A 26,326-nucleotide genomic window follows, 5' to 3' on the forward strand; every position below is an offset into this window, starting at 1 on the left:
GTCGGAGCGGTTCACGCCCGCGATTGTGTCCCTCGGCCACCGGGGTGTTCTTGTACCGGTTCCGGCAATGAAGAAGGGCCCGGCACTGCCTGGACCATGCCGGGTCGCGGTGTGAGCGTCAGGTCGCCTGAGGGTGGCTCGTGCGGTGCGTGTGCGTCGTCCCCTGACGACCCCGTGCCGGGTTGGCTCAGGTGTTCCAGGTCTCGTCGTACGGGTCGTGCGGCACCGGGACCGGCTTGGCCGAAGTGACCTTCAGATAGGGGATGGGGCCGCCGTTGACCGGGTCGTGGGTCAGGCGGGGACTGTAGGTGCCGGTGACCTCCAGCCAGGCGTCCGGCCGCAGGACCGGCGGCAGGGTGCCGGTCAGGGCGATCTTCACCGGCTGGGCGTCCGCCGCACAGCAGTTGAGGGCCATGCGGACCAGGTACGGCGCGCCCGCGTGGTCCAGGGCGAGGAAGCCGGTGACGCGGACCGCGCGGCCGTGCAGGGAGCGGCCGTGGCCGTAGGCGGCACGGGAGGCGTAGTCGATCACGGAGAGCGGGGCGGGGTCGGCGGTGGGCAACGCACCGTAGGTGTACGGCTTTTGCAGCGCCGTCCCCGAGCGCAGGGCGCTGTAGGAGCCGAGGGCGGGCGGGGCGACCAGGATGAGCGCGAGGAGAGGGAGCAACAGCAGCCAGGAGACCCGGGGTTCCGGGTGTTCGTGGCCGTGGCCGTGGCCGTGCCCCGCGGTGGCGGTCTTCGCGCGCCGGCGCTCGTACCAGACCGTCGCCACCGCGGCCAGCACCAGCACCGCGCCCGAGGCCAGCAGCAGCGGGCGCAGGCCTTCCTTGACGTAACGGAGGTAGAGGTCGGTGCCGCCCGCGTGCAGCAGGGCGGCACCGAGCAGGAACAGGACAGCGGCCTGGGCCTGGCGGTTCACAGCAGCACCCCCGAGGTCAGTACGGCGCCCGCGACGGCCAGCGCGAAGGTGGCGGGGGCGAAGCGAAGAGCGAAGGTACGGCCGAAGGTGCCGGCCTGCATCGCGAAGAGCTTGAGGTCGATCATCGGGCCCACCACCAGGAACACCAGCTTGGCCGTCGGCGAGAACTGGGTGAGGGAGGCCGCGACGAACGCGTCCGCCTCCGAGCAGATGGACAGCAGTACGGCCAGGACGGCGAGGGCGAGCACGGAGAAGACGGGGTTTCCGGCCGCCGTGCGCAGCCAGTCCGCCGGGACCGCCGCCTTCAGCGTGGCCGCCGCCATCGCGCCCAGCACCAGGAACCCGCCGGCGTGCATGGTGTCGTGCCGCACCGAGTTCCAGAACGCCTCCCCCTTCGTCGCGCCCTCGTGCGCGCCGTGGGCCGGCGGGCGCAGCCAGTCGGTGCGGCCCAGCCGTTGCCACAGCCAGCCCATCACGCACGCCACCAGCAGGCTCGCCAGGAACCGGGCCAGCACCATCTTCGGGTTCCGCGGGAAGGCGATGGCGGTGGCGGTCAGCACGATCGGGTTGATGGCGGGGGCGGAGAGGAGGAAGGCGAGGGCGGCGGCCGGGGTCACGCCCCTGCGCACCAGCGCCCCGGCGACCGGTACCGACGCGCACTCGCAGCCCGGCAGGACGGCGCCGGCGATCCCGGCGACGGGGACGGCGAGGGCGGGGCGGCGCGGGAGGGCGCGGGCGAAGAACGACGGCGGCACGAACACCGCGAGCGCCGCCGACAGCAGCACGCCGAGCACCAGGAAGGGCAGCGCCTGCACGGTCACCGCGACGAACACCGTCGTCCAGCTCTGCATCGCCGGAGTGCCGAGGAGGCCGCGGATCGGGGACTGGGCGAGCACCGCCAGCAGCAGCGTGAGGGTGAGCACCAGCGGGGAGCTGAGCCGGCGGCCGTCCCGACCGGAGGTGACGTCGGCGGAAGTGACGTCAGTGGGGGTGACGTCCGCGCCGGGCGGGGCGTCTTCGGTGATGGCCACGGGTGGATCCCTCCGGCTGTGCTGGCTCCCTCCCCCTCGGTACGCGAGTCGTCCCCCGGGTGTTCATATCGTTGCTGGAACCACCCTTCTCCTTGGGGCAGTCTTTTACCTCGTGGCGAGCGTTCCGTATCAAGGGGGGCCTGGTGCCCCGCCGGCGCACATGGTGGTGTGCGGTGACGACGGGCTCGCGCACCGGCTGGCTGCCGAGTTGCGCGGGGTCTACGGCGAGCAGGTCGTCCTCGTGGTGCCGCCGAACGAGCGCACCGCCAGACCTCCGGTGGTCGGGCGGGCCCGCTCCGCGTCGGCCGCGCTGTTCGACCGTGTGGTGAGCGCCGCCGTCGGCCGCGGCGGCGCCGGATCCGCGCACACCGCGACCCCCTCGAGCACCGGCGGCGGAGGCAACGGCGGTGCCGACGCACGGGTTTTGGAGGCCGTCGAGGTCACCGAGACCGTGCTCGCCGAGGCCGGAGTGGAACGGGCCGCCGCGCTCGCCCTCGTCTTCGACGACGACGAGACCAACATCCGGGCCGCGCTGACCGCCCGTCGGCTCAACCCTCGGCTGCGGCTCGTCCTCCGGCTCTACAACCGCCGGCTGGGCCAGCACATCGAGGAACTCCTCGACCAGGCAGCCGCGTTGGCCGCCGGTGACGGTGAGGGCGGCTCGGACGCGTCCACGACCGTGCTGTCCGACGCCGACACCGCCGCACCCGCGCTGGCCGCCACCGCCGTCGCCGGCACCAGCAAGGTCGTGCAGACCGAGGGGCTGCTGCTGCGCGCCGTCGAACGGCCGTCGGCCGGATCCGGGCTGTGCACGCTCGCCCTGCTCTCCCCGGTGGGCACGGACGCCGCCGGCGGGGACGGGCCCGAGGGCGGCGGGGAGCAGGAGCCGCGGCTGCTGCCGGACGACGACGAGGTTCGGCAGGCCGGCGGGCGCGCGGCCGTGGTGCTGGAACAGGTGTCGTCGGCGGGCGGCGGGGAGTCGTCCGCGCCTCGTCGAGGCGGGGTACCGCCGCTCGCCTCGCTGTTCTCCCGGCGGCTGCGGTGGTCGCTGGCGGGCGCGACGGCGTGCGTGGTCGCGCTCGCCGTCGCGCTGTGGGTGGTCACGCCGGGGATCCATCCGCTGCGTGCCTTCTACTACACCCTCCTCGACCTGTTCGCCATCGACGACCCGGCCATCGGTGCCCCTCTGGGCCGGCAGATCCTCCAACTCCTTTCCGGACTCGTCGGGTTGCTGCTGCTTCCGGTGCTGCTGGCCGCCGTGCTGGAGGCGCTGGGCACCTTCCGCACCGCGTCCGCCCTGCGCAAACCGCCGCGTGGCCTCGGCGGGCATGTGGTCCTGCTCGGGCTCGGCAAGATCGGCACCCGGGTGCTGACCCGGCTGCGCGAACTGAACATCCCCGTCGTGTGCGTCGAGTCCGACCCGGAGGCGCGGGGGCTGGCGACCGCGCGGCGGCTGCGGGTGCCGGTGGTGTTCGGGGACGTCACCCAGGAAGGGGTGCTGGAGTCCGCCAAGATCCACCGGGCCTATGCGCTGCTCGCCGTGACCAGCGCGGACACCACGAACCTGGAGGCCGTGCTGTACGCGCGGTCCGTACGGCCCGATCTGCGGGTGGTGCTGCGGCTGTACGACGACGACTTCGCCACCGCCGTGTACCGCACGCTGCGGGCCGCGTACCCGCATGCGCTGACCCGGAGCCGGAGCGTCACGCATCTGGCCGCGCCCGCGTTCGCCGGGGCGATGCTCGGGCGGCAGGTGCTCGGCGCGATCGCGGTGGAGCGCAGGGTGCTGCTGTTCGCCGCGGTCGACGTCGCCGGGCACCCCCAGTTGGAGGGGCGGACGGTACGGGACGCTTTCCGGGCCGGGTCCTGGAGGGTCCTGGCACTGGAGGGCCGGACGGACACGGCGCCCGACCATGTGCTGGAGAAGGGGGACCGGGTGGTGGTCGCCGCGACCCGAAGAGGCCTCGCGCAGCTGCGGTGACCGCACGCCTCCCACCCGCCCCCCGACCGGCTCACTCAGGAAGCGCCCACATACCGCTCCGCGAAGTCCATCTCCAGTCTCACCTGCCTGATCCGCTCGTCCACCACCAGGGAGCCGTGCCCGGCGTCGTAGCGGTACACCTCGTGGGTCGCGCCTCTCGTCTCCAGGCGCTTGACGTAGTTGTCGATCTGACGGATCGGGCAGCGTGGGTCGTTGACGCCCGCCGAGATGTAGACCGGGGCCTTGACCTCGTCGACGTAGGTCAGCGGGGACGAGGCCTCGAAGCGCTCGGGGACCTCCTCCGGGGTGCCGCCGAGCAGGGTGCGGTCCATGGCCTTCAGCGCCTCCATCTCGTCGTGGTACGCGGTGACGTAGTCCGCGACGGGCACGACCGCGATGCCCACCGTCCACGCCTCGGGCTGGGTGCCGAGGCCGAGCAGGGTGAGATAGCCGCCCCAGGAGGCGCCGGTGAGGATCAGGCGGGCGGGGTCGGCGAGACCCGAGGACACCGCCCAGTCCCGGACCGCGGCGACGTCCTCCAGCTCGATCAGGCCGACCCGGTGCTTGAGGGCGTCGGTCCAGGCGCGGCCGTAGCCGGTGGAGCCGCGGTAGTTGACGCGGATCACGGCATAGCCCTGGTCGACCCAGGCGGCCGGGCCCGCGGCGAAGGAGTCGCTGTCGTGCCAGGTCGGGCCGCCGTGCAGGTCGAACACCGTCGGCAGGGGGCCGCTCGCACCCGCCGGCCTCTGGATCAGGGCGTGGATGCGACCGCCGGGGCCCTCCACCCACGCGTCCTCCACCGGCACCGACGGCGGGCAGACCATGCCGGGCGGATCCAGCACCACACCACCGGAGGTGGACCGCACCGCCGGGGGCTCGGCCGCCGACGACCACAGGTACTCCACGCTGCCGTCCGGGCGGGCCGTCGCGCCGGAGACCGTGCCGGGCGGGGTGGGGATGCGGGTCAGCTCGCGGCTCGCCAGGTCGTAGCGGAACAGTTCGCTGCGGGCCTCGAAGCCGTGGGCGATGAGCAGGGCCGAACCGTCCGGGTACCACTCGGCGCTGACGTCGCCGGGGAGGTCCAGGGCGAGGTCGGTCTCCTCACCCGTCGCCACGTCCCACACCAGCGGCTCCCAGCGGCCCCGGCGCTGGTGGCCGATGAGCAGGCGGGTGTCGCCGTCGACCGGTGCGAAGCCCAGCACCTCCAGGCCCAGCTCCTCGGTGCCGCCCTTGGTGTCGTCCAGCTCGGCTACCGGTGTGCCGTCCGGGCGGAGCACGCGCAGCGCCGCGTGCATGGCGTCGCCGTGCTCGGTGTGCTCGACGGCGATCAGGGAGCCGTCGTGCGAGAGGTCGCCGACGCCCGCCGACTCGCGGTGCCGGTAGATCTCCACCGGGTCCGCACCCTCGCGGGCGAGGTGGACCGTCGTACCGTCCTCGTCCGTGGAGCGGCCGACGACCGCGGTGCGGCCGTCGCGGGCCAGGGCGAGACCGGCCGGGTAGGAGGGTTCGAGGCCCGGCACGGCGGGCTCGTCCGCCCCTCCCCCGAAGGGCTGGCGGCGCCAGATGCCGAACTCGTCGCCGTCCTTGTCGTCGAACCACCAGATCCAGGCGCCGTCCGGGGAGAGCACACCGTCCGTCGTGCCGTTCGGCCGGAACGTCGCCTGCCGCTGCTCGCCCGTCGCACGGTCCCAGGCGTACAGCTCGTACGTGCCCGTCGCGTTCGACACGAACAGGGAGCGGTCCGGCGCGTCCTCCGCCCAGTCGGGCAGTGACACCCGCGGTGCCCGGAAGCGCTTCTCCCAGTCCGGCATGCCGGCCGCGTCCCGCGCACCCGGCTCGTTGCTCTCACTCATGGCCCCAGTCATGCGCCCATAGTGCCTGGCCGCGCCGACAATTGGGTGGCGGGTGCACCCAGCCTGTGGATAACTTCCCGATCATGAGCACTTCCGTCACCACCTCGTCCGTCCCCGAGGGTCCCGTCCCCGACGGCTGGCGCGAGGACAACCAGGCCATGTGGGACGAACGGGTTCCGCTCCACGTCGCCGGCGGTTTCTACGACCTCGACGGCTTCCGGGCCCACCCGGACGTCCTGCGGGACTTCGAGAAGGACGAGGTCGGGGACGTCACGGGGAAGTCGCTCCTGCACCTGCAGTGCCACATCGGCACCGACACCCTCTCCTGGGCGCATCGCGGCGCCGCCCGCGTCGTGGGCCTGGACTTCTCCGCCCCCGCCGTGGAGGCCGCCCGCTTGCTCGCGGCCGACCTCGGCCACGGCCCGGAGCGCGCCGCCTTCGTCACCGGCGACGTGTACGACGCGGCAGAGGCGGTGCCCGAGGAGTCGTACGACATCGTCTACACCGGGCTCGGCGCGCTGTGCTGGCTGCCCGACATCCGCCGCTGGGCCGAGACGGCCGCCTCGCTCGTCGCGCCCGGCGGCTTCCTGTACCTCGCCGAGTTCCACCCGCTCACCGACGCCCTGGACGACGCGACCGGCACCCGGTTCGTGCGCGACTACTTCGCCCGCGGCGGGCAGGTGTGGGACGAACCCGGCACCTACGCCGACCCGGACGCCGCGACCGTCCACAACCGCAGCGTGCAGTGGCAGCACCCCCTGGGCGACGTCGTCTCCGCACTCGCCGCGGCCGGGCTGCGCATCGAGTTCCTGCACGAACACGACGTGTCGCTCTTCCCGCGCTTCGAGAACTTCGAAGTCCGGGACGGCTACCACCGCTTCCCGGCGGACCACCCGCGCATCCCGCTGATCTACTCCGTCAGGGCTACCAAGGGCTGACCCGCGGGCGGGGGCGCGGCACGGGCGCCGTACCGTGGAGGGCGTGTACCGGTTTCTGCTGACACCCCGCTGGTGGGGCATCAACGTCTTCGTGCTGCTCGCCATCCCGTTCTGCGTCTTCATGGGGTCCTGGCAGCTGAGCCGGTTCGAGGGGCGCGTACAGGACCACCGGGCCGCGACCGAACGGGCCGCGACCGACCGGCACGGGACCACGCGTCCGCTGGACTCGATGCTGCCCGTCGACAAGGCCACCTCCGGCCGCCGGGTCACCGCGAGCGGGCACTACGGCAAGCAGCTGCTGGTGCCCGGCCGGCAGCTGGACGGCAGGAACGGTTTCTACGTCCTCACCCTGCTGCGCACCGGCTCCGGCAAGGCGCTGCCGGTGGTACGGGGCTGGCTGCCGGGCAGGGCGGACGCGGCGAAGGCACCCGCGCCGCCGAGCGGTGAGGTCACCGTCACCGGCGCGCTGCAGGCGTCCGAGACGCCCGGGGACAACGGGGTCAGCGCGCGGGGCGGGCTGCCGGCGGGACAGACGGCGGCGATCAGCTCGGCGTCGCTGGTGAACCTGGTGCCGGACCGGCTGTACGACGCCTGGGTCACCCTCGACCGGGCCGACTCCGGGATGACGGCTGTGCCGGCGACGGCGCCGGACGGTACCGGGCTGGATCTCAAGGCGTTCCAGAATCTCGGTTACACCGGGGAGTGGTTCGTCTTCGCCGGCTTCGTGGTCTTCATGTGGTTCCGGCTGCTGCGGCGGGAGGTCGAGGCCGCGCGGGACGCCGCGCTGGGCCTGGCGGTGGAGGAAACACCGGCGCCCGTCGTGAGCGGCTGAGGGATAGCGCCGTCGGGGTTGCCGGTCCTTGCCGAGTGCCGGTCCGTCGTGGCCGCTCGCTCAGTTCCCCGCGCCGCTACGCCCCCGCCAGTACCCCGGTGTAGATCACGGTCCCCGCGCACTCCCCGGTCACCGTCGCCGTAGCCGCAGGTGAGCCGCCCTGCGCGGTGTGGGTGATCTGCACGCTCCCGTCCGCCGTACCGTCCTCGGTCATCAGCTGGGTCGTGGTACCGCCCGAGCCTGCGCTGTCGGCCGAACCGCCGGAGGCACTCGCGTCCTGCGTGGGTGTCGGATCCGGCGACGGCTCGCCCGAGGCGGTGCCGCCGGTGGTGCTGTCGCCGCCGGTGGTGGGACAGGTTCCCGAGGGCACGAAGGCGAACTTCTCCTCGTAGGCCGCGCCCGGCTGCAGGAGCAGTCCGGTGACCTCCAGCGAGGGGTCGGGCAGATCGGTCGCCGCGTCCCCGGCCACGTGCCGGGCGCTGCCGATCTTGGTCTGGTCGGCCGCACCCACCGCGGTGGGGGTGACGGTGCCCGCACCGGCGACGGTACAGGCGGCGGAGGAGGTGTTGACGACGCGGAACGTGCCGTAGACCACGCCCGCGGAGTCGGGGACGTCGGCGGTGCCGGTGGCGGAGCCCAGCTGGGCCGCCGTGCAGGGGGGTACGCCGCCCGCGGTGAGGGTGGCGGACGGGTTGGCCCCGCCGGTCGAACTGGTGGTGCCGCCGCCGGGCTTGCCCGTCTCACCGGGCTTGCCGGTCTCCTTGCCGGGCTGGGCGCTCGCGCTGCCGGCGCCCCGCTGGGAGCCCTTGTCGCCGCCGCCCTCGTCCTTGCTCTGCCCGGTGCCGCCCTGGGCCTGGGTGGACTGGCCGGCCATGGCGGTGTTGTAGTCGGTGTCGCTGGAGTGGGTGACGTGGACGAGCGCGGGGATCGCGGTGCCCATGAGCAGGGCCGCGGCGGCCATACCGACGGCGGCCTGCCGCTTGCGGGCCCGCCGCGCGGGGACGGCCCGGCGCAGGTGGTCCAGCGTGCCGACGCGCGGCTCGATGTCGTCGACGGCGGAGTGCAGCATCCGGCGCAACGCCAGCTCGTCCGCACCGGGCCCACCCGACTCCGCCCCGAGCCGGTCCGCTTCGGACCCGGCGGGAACCTGGCGGCGGCCCTCGGGGCCCTTCTCGTCGGGGCCGTGGTTCACAGTTCCGTTCCCAGCGTGCGATTGCGTGTGCTCTTGCTCGTCCCGCTCCGTCGGTTCGTGCCAGGCGAAGGGCTCGTGACGTTCGTGGGAGTGGCGTTCATCGGAATCGCCCCCTTCGGGTCGCTCGCTCATGCCGGTGCCTCCATGGCCACCCGCAGCGCGGCGATGCCCCGCGACCCGTACGCCTTCACCGAACCCAGGGAGATCCCGAGGGACTCGGCGACCTGGGCCTCGGTCATGTCCGCGAAGTAGCGCAGGACCAGGACCTCGCGCTGGCGGCGCTGCAGGCCCTTCATCGCCTTGATGAGGTCGCGGCGCTCCAGCTGGTCGTAGGCGCCCTCCTCCGCGCTCGCCATGTCCGGCATCGGCTTGGAGAGCAGCTTCAGGCCGAGGATGCGGCGGCGCAGGGTGGAGCGGGAGAGGTTGACGACCGTCTGACGGAGGTACGCGAGGGTCTTCTCGGGATCGCGGACGCGCTTGCGGGCCGAGTGCACGCGGATGAAGGCCTCCTGGACGACGTCCTCGCAGGAGGCGGTGTCGTCGAGGAGCAGCGCGGCGAGGCCGAGCAGCGAGCGGTAGTGCGCCCGGTAGGTCTCGGTGAGGTGGTCGACGGTGGTACCGGCGGCCTCGGTCGCTGCGGCCTCCTCGGCACCGTCACGCTGACTGGGTATGCGGGCGGGCCGCGCTGCGGGCATGGGCGCGATCACCGGCATGCCGCCGCGCGTGCGGGGCCGGAGCGCCGCACGGGGCGGCCGGAGAGCCGCCGTGCCGCGGGCCGCGCTGAGTTCGAGTACCTCTGCCACGCCAGTTGGACACGCCTGCCCCCGCCAGGGTTGTACGTGCCGGGCGTCACATGTGCGACAACCGGCCGTGCCTCAAGTGCCGTCATGCGTCCCGCTCTTCCCTTATATTCCGATATAGGCGGGTCCCCGCACCCGACCCGGTCACAGCGTCCCCACGCCCGAAGAGTGACCGCAAAGACGCTCCCCGTCCGCCGCGAGGTTGCGGGGACGGGGAGGGAAATCCTCTGTTGCCCTGGGCAATGGTTTCAAGTGGTTCGGACCATGCTTCCGGCCACACTTCTTACACAGATCCTACAAACCCTGTCTTGACGGGCCTACGCCCGGTCGCCCCACTCCGCCGCGACCAGCTCCGCGATCTGCGCGGTGTTCAGCGCGGCCCCCTTGCGGAGGTTGTCGCCGCACACGAAGAGTTCGAGCGCGGTCGGATCGTCCAGGGCCCGCCGCAGCCGGCCCACCCAGGTCGGGTCGGTGCCCACGACGTCGGCGGGGGTGGGGAACTCGCCGGCGGCCGGGTCGTCGCACAGCACCACACCGGGAGCGGTCGCGAGGATCTCCCTGGCCCGGTCGACCGTCACCTCGCCCTGGAAGCGGGCGTGCACGGTCAGCGAGTGGGTGGTGATCACCGGGACCCGCACGCAGGTCACGGCGACCGGCAGCTGCGGCAGCCCGAGGATCTTGCGGGCCTCGTCGCGGACCTTCATCTCCTCCGACGACCAGCCGTCCTCCCTCAGCGACCCGGCCCAGGGGACGACGTTCAGCGCCAGCGGATCCGGGAACGGCCCGGTGTCCTCGCCGACGGCCCGCCGTACGTCGCCGGGCTTGGTCCCCAGCTCGGTCCCGGCCACCAGGGACAGCTGCGCCCTGAGGGTCTCCACACCGGCCCGTCCGGCCCCGCTCACCGCCTGGTACGACGACACCACCAGCTCGCGCAGCCCGAACTCGGCGTGCAGCGCGCCCAGGGCGACGATCATCGTCAGGGTCGTGCAGTTGGGGTTGGCGACGATCCCGCGCGGCCGGGTCCGTACGGCGTGCGGATTGACCTCGGGCACGACGAGCGGCACCTCGGGATCCAGCCGGAAGGCGGCGGAGTTGTCGACGACGACCGCACCGCGCGCGGCGGCGATCGGCGCCCACGCGGCGGCGACCTCGTCGGGGACGTCGAACATCGCGACGTCGACCCCGTCGAAGGCCTCTTCGCTCAGGGCCGTCACCTCGACCTCCTCGCCGCGCACGGCCAGCTTGCGGCCGGCCGAGCGCGGGGAGGCGATCAGGCGGATCTCGCCCCAGATGTCCGCACGCTGGGACAGGATCTGGAGCATGACGGCGCCGACGGCTCCGGTCGCTCCCACGACCGCGAGCGTCGGCTTGCTGGTCATCGGCCTGTACCCGGGCTCACCGGCCGGTGCCGCCGTAGACGACGGCCTCGTCGGTGTCGGAGTCGAGCCCGAAAGCGGTGTGCACGGCGCGGACCGCCTCCGGCACGTCGTCCTTGCGCGTCACGACCGAGATACGGATCTCGGAGGTCGAGATCAGCTCGATGTTCACGCCCGCGTCGCTCAGCGCCTCGAAGAAGGAGGCGGTGACACCCGGGTTGGTCTTCATACCGGCGCCGACCAGTGAGATCTTGCCGATCTGGTCGTCGTAGCGCAGCGAGTCGAAGCCGATGCCGGAGCGGCTCTTCTCCAGTGCGTCGATGGCCTTGCGGCCCTCGGTCTTCGGCAGCGTGAAGGAGATGTCCGTCAGGCCGGTGGAGGCGGCGGACACGTTCTGCACGACCATGTCGATGTTGATCTCGGCATCGGCGATGGCCCGGAAGATCGCGGCGGCCTCACCCGGCTTGTCCGGCACGCCGACGACCGTGATCTTGGCCTCGGAGGTGTCGTGCGCGACACCGGAGATGATGGCCTGCTCCACCTTCTGGTCCCCAATCGGCTCACTGCTGACCCAGGTGCCCTGCAGTCCGCTGAAGGACGACCGCACGTGGATCGGGATGTTGTAGCGGCGGGCGTACTCCACACAGCGGTGGAGCAGCACCTTGGAGCCGGAGGCCGCGAGCTCCAGCATGTCCTCGAAGGAGATCCAGTCGATCTTCTTCGCCTTCTTCACCACACGCGGGTCGGCGGTGAACACGCCGTCGACGTCGGTGTAGATCTCGCAGACCTCGGCGTCGAGCGCTGCGGCGAGCGCCACGGCCGTCGTGTCGGACCCACCGCGACCCAGCGTGGTGATGTCCTTCTTGTCCTGGCTGACGCCCTGGAAACCGGCGACGATCGCGATGTTGCCCTTGTCCAGAGACTCGCGGATCCGGCCCGGCGTGACGTCGATGATCCGGGCTTTGTTGTGGACCGAGTCGGTGATGACGCCTGCCTGGCTGCCGGTGAAGGACTGGGCCTCGTGGCCCAGGTTTTTGATCGCCATCGCCAGCAGGGCCATGGAGATCCGCTCTCCGGCGGTCAGCAGCATGTCGAATTCCCGCCCGGCAGGCATCGGAGAAACCTGCCCGGCGAGATCGATCAGCTCGTCCGTCGTGTCGCCCATCGCGGAAACGACGACGACAACCTGGTTGCCGTTCTTCTTCGCTTCCACGATCCGCTTGGCGACGCGCTTGATGCCTTCGGCATCGGCTACGGAGGAGCCTCCGTACTTCTGCACGACAAGGCCCACGTGCGCTCCTCGCTCGGTTCGTTTGTGTCGGCTCAGTCTAACGAGCGCCCGACTTCCACCACCCTGCTCCCGCATGGTGAGACGTCGGCCGCCGCGTTCCGGAAGGGCTCTTGCCCACCGCACCGGGGACCACGCGGAAAGTGCCCCGGGTCACAGCGAGCGCCGCTAGCGTTCACCCCCATGAGGGGGGCATGGACATGACGGATGTGCCGCTCGCCGGGATCGTGCTGCTCGGCGGGTGCGTGCAGTGGCTGACCGGCATGGGCTTCGCGCTGGTCGCCGTACCGGCGCTGGTGCTGCTGCTCGGCCCCGCCGAGGGGGTGGTGCTCGCCAACTGCGCCGCCGGGGCCATCAGCGTCGTGGGCCTGGCGGGCGGCTGGCGCCGGGTCCGTGCGGCAGCGATGATCCCCCTCTGCGTCGCGGCGGCCTGCACGGTACCGGCGGGCGCCTGGATGACCCGCCGGCTCCCCCGCCCGGACCTGCTGCTGGTGATGGGCGCGCTGGTGACGGTGGCCGTCCTGCTGGTGATGCGCGGCGCCCGGGTGCCGGCCCTGCGGGGCGGCAAGGGCGCGGTGACGGCCGGGGCGCTGGGCGGCTTCATGAACGCGGCGGCGGGCGTCGGCGGCCCGCCGGTGTCGTTGTACGCCCTCAACGCGGGCTGGACGGTACGGGAGTTCGTGCCCAACGCCCAGTTCTACGGCGTCGCCGTGAACGCCTTCTCGATCGCCGCGAACGGCACGCCCCGGCTGACCGTGGTCCAGTGGGCGGCCGTCTGCGCGGCGTTGACGGCCGGCGCGCTGATCGGTCACGCCATCGCCGGGCGCATCCCCGAGCACCGGGCCCGGCAGCTGGTCCTCGTCCTGGCGCTGGCGGGCGGGGCGACGGCGATGACGAAGGGGCTGTGGGGGATGTGCCGGTCCGTGTCCAGATGACCGTTCGTACGTCCAACTCCCGTCCGCCCGGCCTAGGATGAAGTCGACAACTCAAGGACTGCGGTACGGGGGAACGATGACCGGTCAGTGGGAGACGCTCGGCGAGGCGGACGGCATCGAGGCGTACGTGCACCGCCCGGTGGGTGACGTGCGCGGGGCCGTGGTGATCTGCTCCGAGCTGTACGGGGTGAACACCTACGTCCGCGACACGTGTGCGGAGTTGGCGGCGGCCGGGTACGTCGCGCTGGCCCCCGACTACTACTGGCGCAACGCTCGCCGCACCGAGCTCGGGTACTCCGCCGAGGAGCGCGAAGACGGCCTGGTGCTGATGCGCGCGCTGGACAGGGACGAGTTGGTGGCCGACTCGGCCGCGGCCCTGGCGGCGGCGCGCGCCGAAGCCGGGGAGCGGGGCGTGGCCTTCCTCGGCCTGAGCATGGGCGGGCACATCGCGGTGCGAGCGGCGACCGAGCTGCGCTTCGAGCTGGCCGCCGTCTTCTACCCGGGGTGGCTGCTGAACAGCGGCTTCCCCCTGGTCGGCCCCGTGCCCCCGCTGGAGACCAGCGAGCGGATCGCCGCGGGCGGCGCATTCCTGCTGGGCTTCCGCGGCGAGCTGGACCACATCGTCCCGGCCGAGGAGTGGGAGCTGGCCGGGCAGCGGCTCACCGAGGCCAAGGTGCCGCACGAGCTGGTGACCTACCCCGGCGCCCGGCACGGCTTCGCCTGCTCGGACCGCCCGGCCGACTACGACCCGCAGGCCGGCGCGGATGCCTGGCGGAAGGTCTACGCCGCCCTGGAGGCGCACCTCTAGGCTCGCGCCTTCGCGAGCCGGGCCGGGCGGGCACCGGCTGCGCGTGGCCGGCGTGCGCCTCGACGCCGCGCGGACCGGGGGGAGATGGGAAGAGGCCGTCGTACACCGCCACCACCGGCCGCTCGGCGTGCGGTACTTCGGGCGGCGCGGCGGCGGCGCCCGCGGTTACTTCCCCTGCCGGATCCCCAGCGGGCCGCCGATCTCCTCGGCCATGACCCGGCCTGCCTCGAACTCCAGGGTCTCGTCGCCCATGGGGGGCTGGTCGGTGTCGAGACCGTCCAGTTCCTCCAGGGGCTGGTCGAGGCGGACGTGGATGAGGACCGACTGCAGGGCGCGCAGGACGGCGGAGGCGGTGGGGCCCCAGTTGGAGAAGTAGGAGAACTGCCACCACCACAGGGCCTCCGTGGTGCGGCCCGCGCGGTAGTGGGCCATGCCGTGGCGGAGGTCGGTGATGACGTCGGCGAGGTCGTCGGAGATACGGGCCGGGACCGGGGCCTTGCGGGGCTCGTACGGGTCGAAGACCTCGGAGTAGACGTCGACCGGCTCCAGCAGGCGGGCCAGGTTCTCCCGCAGCGCGTCCACGTCCAGGTCGGGGCCCGTGTCCGGCTCGTAGCGCTCCTCGGGCACGATGTCCTCGTGGGCGCCCAGACGGCCGCCGGCCAGCAGGAGCTGGGAGACCTCCAGGAGGAGGAAGGGAACGGTCGAGCCGGGCTCGTCGCCCTTCGCCACCTCCGTGACGGCCACCAGGAAGCTCTCGACCTGGTCCGCGATCTGGACCACGAAATCGTCCGGGTTCTGCGTCGAGTCGTGCAGCGTGGCGTCAGACATCTAGGAGTCGTCTCCCCTCGAAGGCGCGGCCGAGGGTGACCTCGTCCGCGTACTCCAGGTCGCCACCCACCGGGAGGCCGCTGGCCAGGCGGGTGACCTTCAGGCCCATGGGTTTGATCATGCGGGCGAGGTAGGTGGCCGTCGCCTCGCCCTCCAGATTGGGATCCGTCGCCAGGATCAGCTCCGTGACCGTCCCGTCGGCCAACCGCGCGAGAAGTTCTCGTATACGCAGGTCGTCGGGGCCCACACCCTCGATCGGGCTGATGGCGCCGCCGAGCACGTGGTAGCGCCCGCGGAACTCGCGGGTGCGCTCGATGGCGACGACGTCCTTCGGCTCCTCGACCACGCAGATGACCGACGGATCACGGCGCGGGTCACGGCAGATACCGCACAGCTCCTCCTGCGCCACATTGCCGCAGGTCGCGCAGAAGCGGACCTTCGCCTTGACCTCCAGGAGCGCCTGCGCGAGCCGCTTCACGTCGGCCGGCTCCGCCTGCAGGATGTGGAAGGCGATCCGCTGCGCGCTCTTGGGACCGACGCCGGGCAGCCGCCCCAGCTCGTCGATGAGGTCCTGGACCACGCCTTCGTACACCGGACTGCCCTTCCTTAAGACCTTTCGGTACGTACCGTAGTTGGCCCGGGCTCAGAACGGCAGACCGGGGATGCCCGTGCCGCCGCCGAGGCCCTGGGCCAGCGGGCCGAGCTTCTGCTGCTGCAGGGTCTGCGCGTTCTCGTTGGCCGCCTGTACGGCCGCCACGATCAGGTCCGCGAGCGTCTCGGTGTCCTCGGGGTCGACCGCCTTCGGGTCGATCTTCAGCGCCCGCAGCTCGCCGGCGCCGGTCACGGTGGCCTTCACCAGACCGCCGCCCGCCTGCCCGTCGACCTCCGTGTTCGCCAGTTCCTCCTGCGCCCGCTGCAGATCCTGCTGCATCTTCTGGGCCTGCTGGAGCAACTGTTGCATGTTGGGCTGGCCACCACCGGGGATCACGATCAGCTCCTCTACGTTCTTCTCCTTGGGCACGAGCCTACGTGGTCCACGTCCCCATCGCCCCGCCACTCTTTCGAGTGAGAACAACGGCAGCCCTATACCTGATCAAGGCCCCCTTCCGAGCGGAAAAGCCGGGAAAGCTCCCTCTTCGCCACCCATTGGGCGGTAGGAAAGGTGCCGGGCGTCGGCATGGAATCGGCATGGTGTGTCACGCAACGTGACCGGTCGTGATCAGTGATCAGTAGGGAGTGCCGGGTGGGTCAGCCGGAGATGCAGCCCGAGGGTCCGCCACAGGACGGGCGGGGCGAGGGTGCGGCCGGGCTGCGGCCGGGCGATCTGAGCGGGCGGGCGCTTCCGCTAGGGGACTGGGGGGAGCCCGCCGAGCGGCTCGACGAGCTGTACCGATGGGTGGAGCGCGGAGCACTGGAGACGGCGTCCTGGTATCTGCGGGACCGGGTGTGGAGACGGCGCGCCGCCCGGGTGCTGCGGTCGGGCGCGGCGGCGGGCACGGTGACCGGTGCCGCGCTGCCGCTGCTGGACCTGGCGGGAGCGGCCGACGGGGTGGCGCCCTGGGGCTGTGTGGCGCTGCTCCTCGCGGCCGCCTGCGTCGGCGTCGACCGGTACTTCGGTGTGACGTCCGGCTGGATGCGGGACGTGGCCACCGCGCAGGCGGTGCAACGGCGTCTGCAGGCGCTGCAGTTCGACTGGGCCTCCGAGAGCGTCCGGGAGGTGCTGGGTCCGGCGGAGGGCACGGCCGGGGAGGCCGCCGAGCGGTGCCTGGGGGTGCTGCGGCGGTTCACCGAGGACGTCACGGAGCTGGTGCGCGCGGAGACGACCGACTGGATGGTGGAGTTCCGCACGGGCTCCGCACCGCTGGGGATCCAGGCGGCGGCGGCGTACGTACCGCGCCAGGAGGCGGGGAGCTCCGGCGGTCGCTTCCCCCTGCCACCGGCCAACGGCTCCCGCCCGAACATGCCACGACAGCGGCCACCGGAGCCGCGCTGACGACCGTCTGGAAGGGGCGTGGAGCCACGCACCGGCGGAGCCCTACTGCTTGGTGTACGTCAGGCTCTCTCCGCCGTCCGCCTTGGCCCGCCTCAGGCCGCCGTCCGGCAGCAGGGTGACCTCGGTGGCCTCGCCCGGGGAGCAGGAGGAGACGGGTTCGCCGCTGGTGACGGTGGACGGTCCGATCTCCAACGGCCCGTCGCCGCCGGGCTGTCGGGTGAGCGTGGCCTCGAAGACGCAGTGGTACGTCCCACCGCCGTCCGTCGGCCCGTCCGCCACCAGCGTCAGCACGCTGTCGCCCACCTTGCCCTGCCGGATGGTGAGCCGGCGGGTGTTGGTCCCGTTGGCGTTGTCGATCGTCGTCCCCCAGGTGCCCAGGTACGCCTCCGGGATCACCCCGTCCGAGGGGGCGGACACGGAGGCGGAGACGGATGGCGTCGACTCGGCCGGGCCGGGCGCCCCGGAGCCCGTGGCGGGCGCGGGACCGACGGCGCCGCCCCCCTTGTCGTGCCCACCGCCGCCGTTCATCAGCGCGTACACCGAGCCGCCCGCGCCGAGGGCCACCACCAGTGCGATCACGACGAGCAGCGCGGTCGACCGCCCGCTGCGCCGCTCCGGCTCCTGCACCCCGCCGACCGCCGACGGCCCGTACGGCGGCGTGGACCCGGGCCCGCCGCCATACGGGGGGTACGACTGCGGCGGGTACCCGTAGGCGCCGCCCGACTGCGGATACGACTGCGGATACGACTGCGCGGCCGGCTGCGGATGCTGCTGCGCATACCCGTGCCCGAACCCGGGAGGCACCGGAGGCACCGGAGGCGGAACCTGCCCCGACACGACGGTGGGCAGCTGGTTCACACCACCGCCCCCGGCCCCCGCCTCCGCATCGGAAACAGCAGCATGCTCAGGCGACGCCCCACCCGTACCGTTCTCGGCCGCGTAACCCCCCGCACCCGCCGACGGCAGGTCCGCCGCACCAGGGCCACCACCCGCGCCAGACGACGCACCCGAAGACACCCTCTCCGGATCCTCGACCTCCAGCAACTGCACGGCGTGCCGCCCCAGTTGAGCGACCAGCGCCCCCGGCAGCCAGGGATCCCGGGACCGCCCCCCGGTCACGGTGTCCTCCGCCCCCGTCCGCTCCAGCAGCGCGTCCAGCGACGGCCGAGCCCCGGGGTCCTTGCGCAGGCACTCCCGCACCAGGTCGGCGATCCCCTCCGGCACCCCCGCCAGATCCGGCTCCTCCTGAGCGATCCGGAACATCAGGGCGTGCACCCCGGTGTTGGCGGTCCCGAACGGCAGCGCCCCGGTCGCCGCATACGCAAGCACGGACCCGAGGCAGAAGACGTCGCACGCCGGTGTGATCCGGTCCCCCCGCACCTGCTCGGGCGCCATGAACCCGGGCGACCCGACCAGCGACCCGGTCCGGGTCAGCTCGTCCCCGCCCAGCGAGGTCGTCTCCATCGCCCGCGCGATCCCGAAGTCGATGACACGCGGCCCGTCGATCGTCACCAGCACGTTCGACGGCTTCAGATCCCGGTGCACGATCCCCGCCGCGTGGATGTCCTTCAACGCGCGCGCGAGCCCGGCCGCCAGGATCCGTACGGACCGCTCCGGCAACGCCCCGTGATCACGCCCGACGACCTGCTGCAGACTCGGCCCGGCCACGTACCCGGTGGCCACCCACGGCACCGCCGCCTCGGTGTCGGCGTCCAGCACGGGCGCGGTCCAGTACCCGCCGACCCGCCGCGCGGCCTGCACCTCCTGCCGGAACCGCGCCCGGAACTCCTCCTGCGCGGCGAGTTCCTCGCGGACCAGTTTCACGGCGACGGTACGGCCCCGGTCCGACCGGGCCAGGTACACATGGCCCATGCCGCCCGCGCCCAGCCGCGCCAGCAGCCGGTAGCCCCCGATGTGCTGCGGATCCCCCGCCGCCAGCGTCTCCATGGCCGCTCCGCCCTCCACCCGTAAGCCCCGGTCCGCACCACGCATACGTGTGCGACGGACCGAGAATAATCCGGCCCCCAGAGGGAGTCGCGCCCCCCGCTGCCTACGGTTCCGACGGGGGCGCTGCCGCGTGGGCGGAGCCGAGGGCGGGGGAGGGCTTGCCCAGCTCGTCCAGGACGGCCGACAGCCGCTCCAGCAGCCGTACCGCCTCGGCGAGTTCGGACTCCCCCATCGCCTGCGCCAGCCGGTCCGCGTAGGCCGCGTGCCCGGGGCCGATCCGGGCCACGGCCGCCCGCCCCTGCTCGGTCGGCGCGAGGAGTTTGGCGCGCCGGTGCGCCGGGTTCGGGCGGTATGCGGCCAGCCCCCGTTCGACCAGCAGATCGGCGACGCGCTGCACGCTCTGCCGCGTGATGCCCATGGCCCGCGCGATGCCCGCCACCGGCAGCGGCTCCCCCAGCACCGCCCCGAGCACCTGCCACCAGGCGGCGGTGAGCCCGGCCGGGCGGGCCAGCTCCTCGGCGACGGAGAGGAACTGTCCGTTGAGGCGGAAGACACCGAGGGCGCTGCGGCTGAGCAGTTCCTGCCGTTCCCGGCTCACCAGGCGCGGGCCTGCTGCAGAACGGCGTACGCCTGCGCGTCGGAGTCGTGGTACAGCCGGTACCAGGCGTCCAGCACCTCGCCGTCGTACACCCCGAGGAGCCGGAGGACCTCGCGAGCGAAGGCGACGGGTTCGGTGGGCCCGGCGGTGATCAGGCCGCCGTCGGTCACGGCGTCCGTCTCGACGTACCGCCCGGCGCCCGCGTAACCGGTCGCGGCGAGGTAGAAGGAGGCCGCGCCGGTGTGGGCTCGGTCGTCGAGGAGGCCCTCGCGGGCGAGGCCGGCGGTGGCGCCGCAGATCGCGGCGACGGGCACACCCGCTTCGAGGAAGGAGCGGGCCGCCCGGGCGAAGGGGGCGAGGTCGTCGCCCGCGTCCCACAGGTCGGCGCCCGGGAGGATCAGCAGCGAGCTGTCCTCGGGCCGCAGGTCGGCGAGGGCGAGGTCGGGCTGGATGCGCAGTCCGCCGATGCTCGTCACCGGCTCGGTGGTGGGCCCGACGGTCAGGACCCGGTGGCCGGCCCGCGCCAGGCAGGCGGTCGTGTGTCCCGTCTCCCAGTCGGCGAGGCTCTCGTAGACGGCGAGGTGTACCGCGGCAGCACTCATGACAGCATGCTGCCCATTCGACAGGGTGCTGTCAATATCGGTCCGTTCCCGGCGTCGACAACCTGTCGCGGATTCGGCCCGTCCACAGAACAAGACGCCGATATCCCTTCCGCATCGCGGACATTTACGCTCGCGGGCATGACCCCTCAGCCCAACCCCGACGCCGGCGCCGCAGTGAAGGCCGCGGACCGCGCGCACGTCTTCCACTCCTGGTCCGCGCAGGACCTCATCGACCCACTCGCCGTCGCCGGCGCCGAGGGGTCGTACTTCTGGGACTACGACGGCAAGCGGTACCTGGACTTCACCAGCGGGCTCGTCTACACGAACATCGGCTACCAGCACCCCGAGGTGGTGGCGGCCGTCCAGGAGCAGGCGGCGAAGCTGACGACCTTCGCGCCCGCCTTCGCGATCGAGGCGCGCTCGGAGGCGGCGCGGCTGATCGCCGAGCGGACCCCCGGCGACCTGGACAAGATCTTCTTCACCAACGGCGGCGCCGACGCCGTCGAGCACGCGGTGCGCATGGCCCGGCTGCACACGGGCCGCCCGAAGGTGCTCTCGGCCTACCGCTCGTACCACGGCGGCACCCAGCAGGCGATCAACATCACCGGTGACCCGCGCCGCTGGGCCTCCGACGGCGCCGCGGCCGGTGTGGTCCACTTCTGGGCGCCGTTCCCGTACCGCTCCCGCTTCTACGCCGAGACCGAGGAGCAGGAGACCGCGCGCGCCCTGGAGCACCTGGAGACCACGATCGCCTTCGAGGGGCCGGGCACGGTCGCCGCGATCATCCTGGAGACCATCCCGGGCACGGCCGGGATCATGGTGCCGCCGCCGGGCTACCTGGCCGGTGTCCGCGAGATCTGTGACAAGTACGGCATCGTCTTCATCCTGGACGAGGTGATGGCCGGCTTCGGACGCACGGGTGAGTGGTTCGCCGCCGACCTCTTCGGGGTCGTACCCGACCTCATGACCTTCGCCAAGGGCGTGAACTCGGGTTACGTGCCGCTCGGCGGTGTCGCGATCTCCCAGGAGATCGCCGAGACCTTCGGCAAGCGCCCCTACCCCGGCGGCCTCACCTACTCCGGGCACCCGCTGGCCTGTGCCGCCGCCGTCGCCACGATCAACGTGATGGCCGGGGAGGGTGTGGTCGACAACGCCAAACGGCTCGGCGAGAGCGTCGTCGGCCCGGCCCTGGCCGAGCTGGCCGCGCGGCACCCGAGCGTCGGCGAGGTGCGCGGTGTCGGCATGTTCTGGGCGCTGGAACTCGTGAAGAACCGCGAGACCCGCGAGCCGCTGGTGCCGTACAACGCCGCCGGCGAGGCGAACGCCCCCATGGCCGCGTTCACGGCCGCCGCCAAGCGGCACGGCCTGTGGCCCTTCGTGAACATGAACCGCACTCATGTGGTCCCGCCGTGCAACGTCACGGAGGCCGAGCTGAAGGAGGGCTTCGCCGCCCTGGACGCCGCGCTGAGCGTGGCCGACGAACACACCCTGTAGCCACACCGCACCTGCCGCCGGGCCGATCCGAACGCGTAAGGTGGCGTGCTCGTAGGACTTGGATACCCGCGTAGATCACCGGCCACGGGCCGCGGATCGCGGGTACGGACGAGTACGTCACCGACGCGTGAGGAGAGACCCCGCCCATGCCCGGCACCGGCGCCGTGACGCGCAGCACCCTGCGCCAGCAGATCGCGGACGCGCTCCGCGACGAGGTGCTGGCGGGGCGGCTGCGACCGGGCCGGGCGTTCACGGTCAAGGAGATCGCCGAGCAGTACGGCGTCTCCGCCACCCCCGTCCGCGAGGCGCTGGTCGACCTGTCCGCGCAGGGCATACTGGAGGCCGACCAGCACCGCGGCTTCCGGGTGCCGGACTACTCCGTCGGCGACTACCGGAACATGATCGAGGCCCGCAGCCTGGTCACGGACGGCATGTTCCAGGCCCTCACCACCGGCCACCCCGCCTTCCGCACCCCGCCGGAGGACCCCCGTACGACGGCCGCGCTGACCACCGTGCGCCGCCGCGGCGAGGAGGCCGCGCGGGCCGCCACGGCCGGCGACCTCACGATCCTCATCGGCTACGACCTCCGCTTCTGGCGCGAGCTCAGCGCGCTCTTCGGCAATCCCTACCTCGGCGACTTCCTCAACCGCCTGCGCGTGCAGTCCTGGGTGTGCGCCGTGCAGCACCTGCTGCGCCTCCCCGACCTGCGCGGCCGTCTCTGGGCCGGGCACACCGACCTGGTCGACGCCCTGGCCCGTCGCGAGGCCGGGACCGCCCGCTCGATCGTCACCGCCGCCAACGCCCATTCCCTGGCGCTGCTGGAACACCTGAACAACGGGTAGGTGACCGGTAGCCTTCCCTGACCACCTTCTGTGTGTGAGGAGCTCTCTTTGGCCTGTGACCTGTGGCTGGTACCGCTCGTGGACGTGTTGTGCCACACCCCGGACAACCCGTTCGCCGAGGAACTCGCGCAGTACAACAAGGCACTGTCCGAGGCCGGGCTCCCGCCGGTGCCGGTCTACCAGTACATGCCGGGCCTGTCCGGCGAGGTCGCGCCCGTGGCCGGCTTCGACTACGACGCCCTCCACTTCCTGCGCCGCGCCTACCTGCTCCAGGTCTGCGGCCTGCCGGTGACCCCGGTGGACGACCTGGGAGGCGACTACGAGCAACTGCTGGAGATGTTCGAGTCCACGGCCCAGCAGTCCCACCTGGTCTGGCACTACGACCACGCGGGCGCGTACGTCCCGGTCGAGTTCCCCCATCCGCTGTCGAACGAGGAACTGCTGGCGGGGGGCGGGCCGTTGGGCTCCGCGCAGACACTGCTGCGCGAGCTGGAGTACGTCGCCCCCGCGATCGGCATCGACCCGGCCAACCCCCCGGCGGCCCCGGCGCCCCCCGTGGCCCCCACGGAACTGGAGGAGCCGGCCGTCCCCGCTCCCTACGACCCGAGCCCCTTCGCCCGCGAGCGGCACGTGTGGCTGGGCCTGCACGCGGCGGCGACCCGCTCCCTGGCACAGGGTTCGATGATCGTGTTCAGCTGAGGCCACGGACGTCACGTCGGCCGGGCGAGTCCCTCCAGGAAGGTGTGATTTCACCCACCTGTTCTTGCCGTGGGGAAAATCGCCCGCCTACGTTCGACTGCATGTCCCCCCACGGCCCCGCCTTCGACTTCACGGTCGACCTCAGCGCACACGAGATGCTCCGGCGCACCCACGTCATGGCCGCCCTCGGCCCCGACTGGGACCCCGCGGCGGCGCTCCGCGGCGAGGAGGAGGCGCGGGCGCTGCTGTACTCCGGCCTGGACCCGGAGCAGCAGCGCATCTACGACGAGTTGGTGGCGGCCGGAGTGCTCCCCGCGGGACCCGGCGATGCTGCCGCTTGATCCGCAGGCCGACAGAGCACGGCGCGCCTGGGTGGCGTGCCCGAACTGTGACGACCGCAGCGGCTGCGTCACCTGCGGAGAAGGAGACGGCTGCACGTCGCACTGGCGCTACCTGCTCTCGAACACCGGCAGCCTGCTGCATCTGCAGTGCCCGTCGTGCACCCACGTGTGGACACACGAGTCCGGTTTCGGCGCCACACGCTCGACCGGCTGACGGCCCGCTGCACGGACGGGGGCCGCCGAGACGAACCCGGCGGCCCCCGTGCGTCACGCCCGTACCGTCAGTCGGCCACCGGCAGTGGCCAGCCCAGCTGGACGAAGAGCCCGAGACGGTCGCTGACCGCGCGGATCTCGGCGATCCTGCCGTCCAGCAGCGTGAAGATCCAGATCGCCTCGGTCTCGAAGGACCGGCCGGTCGGCTCGGGCATGCGCGGGTGGGCCGCGCTGTGCACGCCCCGCTGGGTCACCCGGGCCACCACGCGGTCGCCCTCGCAGAGCAGCTCGTCCACCTGGACCGTGAGCGGCGCCAGCGCCTCCGCCTGCTGGCGCAGGCCCTCGAAGGCCGCCCCCGGCTCGTCCGCCTCACCGTGGATGATCTTGTTGTGGTCCACGACGTCCGCCGCCATGTACTGCGGCAGGTCGTCGAGCCGGCCCTCGCTGACCGCCTCGAAGAAGCCCTGGACCACCTTCTTGCCGTCGTCGGCGCTTGCGCTCACGACTCCCCCTCTCCTCTAGGACGCCCTGACTAGAAGACCGGCGTACCGGCCTGCGTCAGCTTCCAGTTGGTGACCGCGAAGTCGGCCGGGTCGAGGGCCTTCTTCGCCGTCACGTAGTCGATCATCAGCTGGCGGATCTCGTTGGTCGAGCTGTAGGCGACCGGCGCCGAGGCGATGTGCGGGTAGCCCGAACCGCCGTTGGCGCGGTAGTTGTTGACCGCCACGACGAAGACCTGGTCGTCGGCGACCGGAGCGCCGTTGTAGGTGAGGTTCCTGATCCTCGACCCCTCGGCCTGGGCGATGTCGATCTCGTAGCCGACGCCCGCCGCCGTGTCGTACATGTAGTCCCAGAAGTTGTTGGCGTTCGTGAGGGTGGAGGTGTCCACCTTCGTGCCGGCCGGGACCTGGTGGTAGTACTTCGCCGCGTACTCCAGGTAGTCCTTCAGCTGGGCGCCCGTCAGCTTCCGGCCGTAGAGGGTGTTGTCGTAGATGTAGAGCCCGGCGATGTCCTTGATGGTGACGTTGCCCTGGGGGATGTCCGCCGTGCGGGAGAAGGGCGCCGCCATCGAGATGAGCGGGAGGGCCGCGTCGGACGCCGACAGGCCCGCCTTCACCGACTCCATCTGCACCTTGTGGATGAAGTCCATGATGGGGACGTCCTTCCAGCAGGACTCCGCCGCCGAGAGGTCCGCCGTACAGGTGCCGACGGCCGTGTTGACGTACTTCACCACCAGCTGGTGGTCGGCCTCCAGGAGCTTCTTGATCTCCGGGTCCTCGTCCACGGTGTTGGGGTTGAGGGTCTGCGCCTTCTTGCTCGTCACCTTCCACTGGCCGTGGTGCAGTTCGAGCTCGAAGTCGAAGACGCTGAGGCGGTAGCCCCAGCAGTACGGCTCGGAGAGGAGGACCTCCTCGCCGGTCTCCGCGTTCTTCACCGTGTAGGACGGGACCTCCACGTGGGTGTGGCCGACCAGGATCGCGTCGATGCCGGGCACCTGCTCGGCCACCAGGTTCGACGCGTTCTCCACGTACGGGAGTTCGTCGCCGTAGGACGACGAGCCGTCCAGGCCCGAGTGGTCCGTCAGGAAGACGACGTCACAGCCCAGGGCACGCAGCCTCGGCACATACTTCTTCGCCTGCTCCACCAGGCCCGGGAACACCATCTTCCCGCTGACGTTGTCCTTGTCCCACAGGGCGATGCCGGGGTTGGTGAGGCCCAGGATGCCGACCTTGATGTCGGGGGCGCCGGGGACCCGGATGCGCTTGACGGTGTACGGCTGGAAGGCCGGGCGGAGTGTCTTCGCGTCCAGCGCGTTGGCGCCCAGCAGCGGGAAGTGGCACTGCTGCTCGAACTTGCGCAGCACCTCGATGCCGTAGTTGAACTCGTGGTTGCCGAGGGCGGCGGCGTCGTAGCGCATGTGGTTCATGGCCACGGCCATCGGGTGCCTGGGGCCCTTCTTGCCGTCTGTGCCCGTGATCGGGTCGACTCGGGCGAAGTAGTAGGCGAGCGAGGTGCCCTGGATGATGTCGCCGGCGTCGACGAGGAGGACGTGGTCCTCGCCCTTGGCCTCGCGCTGCTGCTTGATGAGGGTGGCGACGCGGGCCACACCCACCGAGTTGCCCGCCTTGTCGCTGTAGGCGGCGTCCTTGTAGTAGTCCCAGTCGAAGACGTGGCTGTGCAGGTCGGTCGTGCCGAGGATGGAGAACGACCAGGTACGGGGGTGGCAGTCCCGCTTCTGCTCGGCCGCCTGCGCGGGGGCCGCCGCGACGGTCCCCGCGGCGGCGACGGCCGCCCCGGTGACGGCCGACTTCTTCACGAACTCCCGGCGGTTCATGGGACTGAGGGGCATGCGAAAGCTCCTGGTGTGGCTGGAGTTGGCGATGGGCAGCGGCGGTGCAGTGCGGAGGCTACCCGCGTAGATGCTGCTCGCGCCCGTGATTGCCGGAAACCAGGAAAAGACCATGTCCAGGTCAAGGATGGGTCAGTGCGCGGCCTGTGCGAACTGTGGGGGAACAGCCGGTGTCAGAGGCGGCCGATCAGCCTGATCTCCGGCGGCCACAGCACCCTGCTCGCCATGAGCAGGGAGGGACCCAGATGCACCGGGCAGACCCGGAGTGGGGGCAGTCGGTAGCGGGCGACCTCGAAGACCGCGGGGTCGGAGCAGTCCGTGCCGTCGGCCTGGCCGCCTTCACCGCCGTACGGTCCCCGGCACCGGGGGGGGGGGGGGGGGGGGGGGGGGGGAGGGGGGGGGGGGAGGGGGGGGTGGGGGGGGGGGGGGGGGGGGGGGGGGGTGGGGGGGGTGGTGGGGGGGGTGG

26 protein-coding genes are annotated in these 26,326 nt (G+C 72.2%); 11 read left to right on the forward strand and 15 right to left on the reverse strand.

All coding sequences use genetic code 11. The features are described 5' to 3' along the window. Positions 1-187 precede the first annotated feature (187 nt). Complete coding sequence (locus ACZ7GZ_RS26820; RefSeq protein ID WP_471027942.1) at positions 188-919, reverse strand: TIGR03943 family putative permease subunit; 732 nt, start codon at positions 917-919, stop codon at positions 188-190. Continuing rightward, positions 916-1,950, reverse strand: a complete 1,035-nt coding sequence (locus ACZ7GZ_RS26825; RefSeq protein ID WP_471027943.1) for a permease — start codon at positions 1,948-1,950, stop codon at positions 916-918. Before ACZ7GZ_RS26825 ends, ACZ7GZ_RS26820 begins: the two co-directional genes overlap by 4 nt. A gap of 160 nt (positions 1,951-2,110) precedes the next feature. On the opposite strand from ACZ7GZ_RS26825, the gene ACZ7GZ_RS26830 reads away from it, so the two are divergent. Beyond that, positions 2,111-3,931 carry an NAD-binding protein gene (locus ACZ7GZ_RS26830; RefSeq protein ID WP_471027945.1) on the forward strand — a complete coding sequence of 607 codons (1,821 nt, stop codon included), beginning with the start codon at positions 2,111-2,113 and terminating at the stop codon, positions 3,929-3,931. A 35-nt stretch (positions 3,932-3,966) separates the two neighbouring features. On the opposite strand, the gene ACZ7GZ_RS26835 is transcribed toward ACZ7GZ_RS26830, so the two are convergent. Then, positions 3,967-5,784 (reverse strand): S9 family peptidase, encoded by a 1,818-nt coding sequence (locus ACZ7GZ_RS26835; protein ID WP_471027946.1) that lies wholly within the window; start codon positions 5,782-5,784, stop codon positions 3,967-3,969. Between the two features lie 158 nt (positions 5,785-5,942). Between ACZ7GZ_RS26835 and ACZ7GZ_RS26840 the strand changes: the two genes are divergently transcribed. Further along, positions 5,943-6,722, forward strand: coding sequence for a class I SAM-dependent methyltransferase (locus tag ACZ7GZ_RS26840; RefSeq protein ID WP_471027982.1), 780 nt, complete (start codon positions 5,943-5,945; stop codon positions 6,720-6,722). A 43-nt stretch (positions 6,723-6,765) separates the two neighbouring features. Then, positions 6,766-7,554: an SURF1 family protein gene (locus tag ACZ7GZ_RS26845; RefSeq protein ID WP_471027948.1), complete on the forward strand. Its 789-nt coding sequence runs from the start codon at positions 6,766-6,768 to the stop codon at positions 7,552-7,554. Positions 7,555-7,630: 76 nt separating this feature from the next. On the opposite strand, the gene ACZ7GZ_RS26850 is transcribed toward ACZ7GZ_RS26845, so the two are convergent. From ACZ7GZ_RS26850 to ACZ7GZ_RS26865, 4 genes are all read right to left on the reverse strand, one after another. Then, positions 7,631-8,746: a hypothetical protein gene (locus tag ACZ7GZ_RS26850; protein ID WP_471027949.1), complete on the reverse strand. Its 1,116-nt coding sequence runs from the start codon at positions 8,744-8,746 to the stop codon at positions 7,631-7,633. 128 nt (positions 8,747-8,874) lie between these two features. Beyond that, positions 8,875-9,549 (reverse strand): SigE family RNA polymerase sigma factor, encoded by a 675-nt coding sequence (locus ACZ7GZ_RS26855; RefSeq protein WP_471027951.1) that lies wholly within the window; start codon positions 9,547-9,549, stop codon positions 8,875-8,877. 314 nt (positions 9,550-9,863) lie between these two features. Continuing rightward, positions 9,864-10,925: an aspartate-semialdehyde dehydrogenase gene (locus tag ACZ7GZ_RS26860; RefSeq protein ID WP_471027952.1), complete on the reverse strand. Its 1,062-nt coding sequence runs from the start codon at positions 10,923-10,925 to the stop codon at positions 9,864-9,866. 16 nt (positions 10,926-10,941) lie between these two features. After that, on the reverse strand, positions 10,942-12,213 hold the full coding sequence (locus ACZ7GZ_RS26865; RefSeq protein ID WP_471027953.1) for an aspartate kinase: 1,272 nt from the start codon (positions 12,211-12,213) through the stop codon (positions 10,942-10,944). Between the two features lie 191 nt (positions 12,214-12,404). On the opposite strand from ACZ7GZ_RS26865, the gene ACZ7GZ_RS26870 reads away from it, so the two are divergent. Next, the gene (locus tag ACZ7GZ_RS26870; protein ID WP_471027955.1) at positions 12,405-13,145 is read left to right on the forward strand and encodes a sulfite exporter TauE/SafE family protein; all 741 of its coding nucleotides are present in this window, start codon (positions 12,405-12,407) and stop codon (positions 13,143-13,145) included. Positions 13,146-13,221: 76 nt separating this feature from the next. Continuing rightward, the gene (locus tag ACZ7GZ_RS26875; protein WP_471027957.1) at positions 13,222-13,953 is read left to right on the forward strand and encodes a dienelactone hydrolase family protein; all 732 of its coding nucleotides are present in this window, start codon (positions 13,222-13,224) and stop codon (positions 13,951-13,953) included. A gap of 165 nt (positions 13,954-14,118) precedes the next feature. Here the strand turns inward: ACZ7GZ_RS26875 and ACZ7GZ_RS26880 are convergent, their stop codons facing one another. From ACZ7GZ_RS26880 to ACZ7GZ_RS26890, 3 genes are read right to left on the reverse strand one after another with little or no spacing between them, the layout of a single operon-like run. Beyond that, positions 14,119-14,781 carry a DUF5063 domain-containing protein gene (locus ACZ7GZ_RS26880; RefSeq protein ID WP_471027958.1) on the reverse strand — a complete coding sequence of 221 codons (663 nt, stop codon included), beginning with the start codon at positions 14,779-14,781 and terminating at the stop codon, positions 14,119-14,121. Further along, the gene (gene recR / locus ACZ7GZ_RS26885; protein ID WP_450801523.1) at positions 14,774-15,373 is read right to left on the reverse strand and encodes a recombination mediator RecR; all 600 of its coding nucleotides are present in this window, start codon (positions 15,371-15,373) and stop codon (positions 14,774-14,776) included. Before recR ends, ACZ7GZ_RS26880 begins: the two co-directional genes overlap by 8 nt. Positions 15,374-15,424: 51 nt before the next feature. Continuing rightward, complete coding sequence (locus ACZ7GZ_RS26890) at positions 15,425-15,769, reverse strand: YbaB/EbfC family nucleoid-associated protein (RefSeq protein ID WP_031164799.1); 345 nt, start codon at positions 15,767-15,769, stop codon at positions 15,425-15,427. Positions 15,770-16,024: 255 nt separating this feature from the next. On the opposite strand from ACZ7GZ_RS26890, the gene ACZ7GZ_RS26895 reads away from it, so the two are divergent. After that, positions 16,025-16,774 carry an SLATT domain-containing protein gene (locus tag ACZ7GZ_RS26895; RefSeq protein ID WP_471027960.1) on the forward strand — a complete coding sequence of 250 codons (750 nt, stop codon included), beginning with the start codon at positions 16,025-16,027 and terminating at the stop codon, positions 16,772-16,774. 42 nt (positions 16,775-16,816) lie between these two features. Here the strand turns inward: ACZ7GZ_RS26895 and ACZ7GZ_RS26900 are convergent, their stop codons facing one another. From ACZ7GZ_RS26900 to ACZ7GZ_RS26910, 3 genes are all read right to left on the reverse strand, one after another. Further along, the gene (locus ACZ7GZ_RS26900; RefSeq protein ID WP_471027962.1) at positions 16,817-18,721 is read right to left on the reverse strand and encodes a protein kinase domain-containing protein; all 1,905 of its coding nucleotides are present in this window, start codon (positions 18,719-18,721) and stop codon (positions 16,817-16,819) included. A gap of 103 nt (positions 18,722-18,824) precedes the next feature. Then, on the reverse strand, positions 18,825-19,319 hold the full coding sequence (locus tag ACZ7GZ_RS26905) for a MarR family winged helix-turn-helix transcriptional regulator (protein WP_471027964.1): 495 nt from the start codon (positions 19,317-19,319) through the stop codon (positions 18,825-18,827). Beyond that, complete coding sequence (locus ACZ7GZ_RS26910) at positions 19,316-19,921, reverse strand: type 1 glutamine amidotransferase family protein (RefSeq protein ID WP_471027966.1); 606 nt, start codon at positions 19,919-19,921, stop codon at positions 19,316-19,318. The genes ACZ7GZ_RS26905 and ACZ7GZ_RS26910 overlap by 4 nt, the downstream gene beginning before the upstream one ends. Before the next feature lie 138 nt (positions 19,922-20,059). Here ACZ7GZ_RS26910 and ACZ7GZ_RS26915 point away from each other — a divergent pair, with 138 nt between their 5' ends. The 5 genes from ACZ7GZ_RS26915 to ACZ7GZ_RS26935 all read left to right on the forward strand — a co-directional run bounded on the left by ACZ7GZ_RS26915 (position 20,060) and on the right by ACZ7GZ_RS26935 (position 23,511). Further along, the gene (locus ACZ7GZ_RS26915) at positions 20,060-21,415 is read left to right on the forward strand and encodes an aminotransferase class III-fold pyridoxal phosphate-dependent enzyme (RefSeq protein WP_471027968.1); all 1,356 of its coding nucleotides are present in this window, start codon (positions 20,060-20,062) and stop codon (positions 21,413-21,415) included. 146 nt (positions 21,416-21,561) lie between these two features. Next, positions 21,562-22,257 carry a GntR family transcriptional regulator gene (locus ACZ7GZ_RS26920; RefSeq protein ID WP_471027969.1) on the forward strand — a complete coding sequence of 232 codons (696 nt, stop codon included), beginning with the start codon at positions 21,562-21,564 and terminating at the stop codon, positions 22,255-22,257. 48 nt (positions 22,258-22,305) lie between these two features. After that, the gene (locus ACZ7GZ_RS26925) at positions 22,306-22,956 is read left to right on the forward strand and encodes a hypothetical protein (RefSeq protein ID WP_471027970.1); all 651 of its coding nucleotides are present in this window, start codon (positions 22,306-22,308) and stop codon (positions 22,954-22,956) included. 101 nt (positions 22,957-23,057) lie between these two features. After that, the gene (locus tag ACZ7GZ_RS26930; protein WP_471027972.1) at positions 23,058-23,297 is read left to right on the forward strand and encodes a DUF6400 family protein; all 240 of its coding nucleotides are present in this window, start codon (positions 23,058-23,060) and stop codon (positions 23,295-23,297) included. After that, positions 23,284-23,511, forward strand: coding sequence for a hypothetical protein (locus ACZ7GZ_RS26935; RefSeq protein ID WP_471027973.1), 228 nt, complete (start codon positions 23,284-23,286; stop codon positions 23,509-23,511). The genes ACZ7GZ_RS26930 and ACZ7GZ_RS26935 overlap by 14 nt, the downstream gene beginning before the upstream one ends. 67 nt (positions 23,512-23,578) lie before the next feature. Here ACZ7GZ_RS26935 and ACZ7GZ_RS26940 read toward each other — a convergent pair whose 3' ends face one another. After that, positions 23,579-24,013: an ester cyclase gene (locus ACZ7GZ_RS26940; RefSeq protein WP_471027975.1), complete on the reverse strand. Its 435-nt coding sequence runs from the start codon at positions 24,011-24,013 to the stop codon at positions 23,579-23,581. A gap of 29 nt (positions 24,014-24,042) precedes the next feature. Continuing rightward, positions 24,043-25,860, reverse strand: a complete 1,818-nt coding sequence (locus tag ACZ7GZ_RS26945) for a bifunctional metallophosphatase/5'-nucleotidase (RefSeq protein ID WP_471027976.1) — start codon at positions 25,858-25,860, stop codon at positions 24,043-24,045. Positions 25,861-26,326 lie beyond the last annotated feature (466 nt).

Source organism: Streptomyces sp. NPDC037288, assembly GCF_055603265.1.

Excerpts from the sequence above, each read along its gene's own strand:
- ACZ7GZ_RS26835 (WP_471027946.1), bottom strand. The coding sequence starts at position 5,784 with ATGAGTGAGAGCAACGAGCCGGGTGCGCGGGACGCGGCCGGCATGCCG.
- ACZ7GZ_RS26870 (WP_471027955.1), top strand. The coding sequence starts at position 12,405 with ATGGACATGACGGATGTGCCGCTCGCCGGGATCGTGCTGCTCGGCGGG.
- ACZ7GZ_RS26910 (WP_471027966.1), bottom strand. The coding sequence starts at position 19,921 with ATGAGTGCTGCCGCGGTACACCTCGCCGTCTACGAGAGCCTCGCCGAC.
- ACZ7GZ_RS26945 (WP_471027976.1), bottom strand. The coding sequence starts at position 25,860 with ATGCCCCTCAGTCCCATGAACCGCCGGGAGTTCGTGAAGAAGTCGGCC.
- ACZ7GZ_RS26880 (WP_471027958.1), bottom strand. The coding sequence starts at position 14,781 with ATGTCTGACGCCACGCTGCACGACTCGACGCAGAACCCGGACGATTTC.
- ACZ7GZ_RS26920 (WP_471027969.1), top strand. The coding sequence starts at position 21,562 with ATGCCCGGCACCGGCGCCGTGACGCGCAGCACCCTGCGCCAGCAGATC.
- ACZ7GZ_RS26935 (WP_471027973.1), top strand. The coding sequence starts at position 23,284 with ATGCTGCCGCTTGATCCGCAGGCCGACAGAGCACGGCGCGCCTGGGTG.
- ACZ7GZ_RS26840 (WP_471027982.1), top strand. The coding sequence starts at position 5,943 with ATGTGGGACGAACGGGTTCCGCTCCACGTCGCCGGCGGTTTCTACGAC.
- ACZ7GZ_RS26915 (WP_471027968.1), top strand. The coding sequence starts at position 20,060 with ATGACCCCTCAGCCCAACCCCGACGCCGGCGCCGCAGTGAAGGCCGCG.
- ACZ7GZ_RS26860 (WP_471027952.1), bottom strand. The coding sequence starts at position 10,925 with ATGACCAGCAAGCCGACGCTCGCGGTCGTGGGAGCGACCGGAGCCGTC.
- ACZ7GZ_RS26830 (WP_471027945.1), top strand. The coding sequence starts at position 2,111 with ATGGTGGTGTGCGGTGACGACGGGCTCGCGCACCGGCTGGCTGCCGAG.
- ACZ7GZ_RS26930 (WP_471027972.1), top strand. The coding sequence starts at position 23,058 with ATGTCCCCCCACGGCCCCGCCTTCGACTTCACGGTCGACCTCAGCGCA.
- ACZ7GZ_RS26900 (WP_471027962.1), bottom strand. The coding sequence starts at position 18,721 with ATGGAGACGCTGGCGGCGGGGGATCCGCAGCACATCGGGGGCTACCGG.
- ACZ7GZ_RS26875 (WP_471027957.1), top strand. The coding sequence starts at position 13,222 with ATGACCGGTCAGTGGGAGACGCTCGGCGAGGCGGACGGCATCGAGGCG.